Origin of the sequence: Coleofasciculus sp. (assembly GCF_046539235.1) — a bacterium.
Classification (GTDB): Bacteria; Cyanobacteriota; Cyanobacteriia; order Cyanobacteriales; family Coleofasciculaceae; genus Coleofasciculus.
Genome location: NZ_JBKHHI010000596.1, coordinates 1 through 2,806, shown reverse-complemented (window position 1 = coordinate 2,806; position 2,806 = coordinate 1). Strand labels below are relative to the sequence as shown.

The 2,806-nt window shown below is 43.9% G+C and carries 2 protein-coding genes; both read right to left on the bottom strand.

Going from position 1 to position 2,806, the window contains the following annotated elements; genetic code table 11:
* Positions 1-15: 15 nt before the first annotated feature.
* Complete coding sequence (locus ACLFWI_RS29040; protein ID WP_446415817.1) at positions 16-1,152, bottom strand: hybrid sensor histidine kinase/response regulator; 1,137 nt, start codon at positions 1,150-1,152, stop codon at positions 16-18.
* 54 nt (positions 1,153-1,206) lie between these two features.
* On the bottom strand, positions 1,207-2,442 hold the full coding sequence (locus ACLFWI_RS29035) for an ATP-binding protein (RefSeq protein ID WP_446410875.1): 1,236 nt from the start codon (positions 2,440-2,442) through the stop codon (positions 1,207-1,209).
* Between the last annotated feature and the right edge of the window lie 364 nt (positions 2,443-2,806).

Below are 2,806 nucleotides of genomic sequence, written 5' to 3'. Positions count from 1 at the left end.
AGCTCCCTGTTCTCTTCACGTTTGTGCGGGCAAATAAACCGTAAATAAACTACCTTTGCCTAACTCACTCTCGACTTCAATCCTACCCTGATGAGCTTCTACAATCCGACGAGACAAGTATAATCCCAAACCACTCCCCGATCGCTTATGCTTTCCTTGGCGAAATCGCTTGAAAAGAGTGGCAAGATCTTCTGGACGAATACCTGATCCCGTATCTTGAATAGAAATTGCTACCAAAGGGGGTTGACCATCTGCCGAGTTTATGGAGTCCGATTCTAAACCTAAATCAACATCGACCGATCCTTGTTCTGTAAACTTGACTGCATTGCCGATAAGATTAGTGAATACGCGGCGGAGTTCGAGGCGATCGCCCATCACCAGACAATCGTCTGAATTAGATGAAATAGCGCACTCCCCTACATTCAGCCTTAAAGCTAATCCCTTTTCCTGGGCTAAGGGAGTTAGTTCTTGAACGACTTCCTCAATCATTTCCTGAGGATTTATCGAAACAAACGTTAACTCTTTAGACCCAGCATCGTGGCGATACACTTCTAACACCGTATTCACCATCTGGACTAAATGTTGGTTGCTTTGTTGGATAGAAACGACAGCTTCCACGGCTGAATCAGGAAGCTGTCCAAAGCTTCCCCGTTTCAATAAACTCAGCATCCGATCAGCGGCGACTAAGGGGGTTCGCAAATCGTGGGTGAGACGAGAGACGAAATCCTCTCGCTGACGCGCCAGTCGCACTTGTTCATCAATACTATGCTTAAGTCGCAGTAGCGATCGCACTCGCGCTAATAACTCGCCCACATCCACAGGTTTGCGAATAAAATCATCCGCCCCCGCATCGAGTCCTTCAATCGCACTCGATTGTTCATAAGCGGTGATCAGCAAAATTGGCATAAAGGGCAAACTGCTATTTTCGCGAATCCGCCGAGTCACCTCATAGCCATCCATTTGTGGCATCATTACATCTAGCAAGATTAAATCAGGAGGTGATTTTTCAACTACTGCTAATGCGGAATATCCATCTTCAACTAAACTGAGTTCATAGCCTTCACTTTCTAATATGGTTTGCATTAGGAATAAATTGTCTGGCGCATCATCAACTGCCAGAATCCGGTCTATTTTTGGCTCAGGTAGATTCATCTTTCATCTAGTTATACTTGAAAAGCATCGTAACTCCAAAACATTTTAAAAGATTTAATTATAAGCAGGTACTTTAATTTCTGTCAACTTCCCCCCATAAGAAATATAACGCGGCAATTCCACACGAAAAATTGACCCTTCTCCCACTTGACTTTCTACCGTAATCTTGCCCTGCATCAATTCAACTAAGGATTTGGTCATTGCTAATCCTAGCCCTGTACCGGGGTATTGGCGGGTTATGGTCTGATCAACTTGGCGGAAGACTTCAAAAATATAGTCTAATTCGGCTTGAGACAGACCAATTCCCGTATCCTCAACCTCAATGACCAGTCGTTGCGATTCAACCTCGTATAAATTGACCCAGATCGACCCGGATTTGGTAAATTTAACCGCATTCATGAGCAGGTGTTTTAAGACCTTGTGCAAACGAGAGCGATCGTTAATAACTGATGTATTTTTGAGTTTGATTGTTACCGATAAATCTAACCCTTTCTGGAGTGCCAATGGACGAACATCATTAACAGTGGAATTGACCACTTGATCGATATTAAATTCTTCAGCCTTAATTGCCAAAGTCCCGGCTTCAATTTGGGCAAAATCTAAGACTTCACTTAAGAGTGATAACAGATGTTTACCATTTTTTAAGATACATTGTACCATCTTTAATTGTGAGGATGTCAGTGATCCATGGCGTTGGAGTAGGAGCATTTGAGCAAAGCCGATAATCACATTCATCGGCGTCCGCAATTCATGGGATGTCGTAGCTAAAAACTGCGATTTAAGTTTAGAGAGTTCTTTTAATTTTAAATTTTGACGTTGAATTTGTTGCCGTTGTTGGGCTAATTCTTGATTTTGCCGGACTAGCTGTTCATTCGTCTGGCGCAACTGCTGATCAGCCAGTTCCACCTGCTGTTCCGCTTGGTAGATGCGAATTGCGTTTTGCAAAATCCGTCCTAAACTGGCTGGTGAAACCTTATCTTTTGCTAGGTAATCTGACGCCCCAGCTTTCATCAGCGCCACAGCAACTTGCTCATTACCGTGAGCGGTGATTACCACCAAGGGAATCTTGACGCCAGCCTTTCGCAAATCCTGCACCAGGCTTAATCCATCTTTGTCGGGGAGGCAGTAATCTAGAAAGACACAGTCAAATGTCTCACGGTCAATGAGAGCGATCGCGCTATTATAGTCACAGGCTTCAACATAATTGATTGACAAGCCCGTGGCATCCAGAGCCTGACGCACAGCTAAGCGATCGAAGTCCTGATCATCAACGAGCAGAATATTGAGCATTTCTTTCATCAACGAGCAGAATTCAAGGATTTCTTCATCATCAACGTCAGCACTAAGCTAACTGTTGTGTCCCAGATAGAATGGCAACTGGTGCGTCAAGGTTATTGACCTAACGCACAACTGACTTAATGGAGGTTGCAGCTTATTCTGGGAAGTGAGTTTGCCTAAGCTGGCATTGAATATAGTTCAACCTTTGTCTTAGATTGTACGCTGATGGCTATGATTTTCGTCTCAGTCCATAGGCATAATCACTGGAAAGTCTCTTGGCTGCCAAATGTTTGGCTCAACTGAAACGGCTTGATACTATTGATAGATGTACATCTGCCACGGATCTGCCATAGTGTTGATTATCTTTATTGCCGCG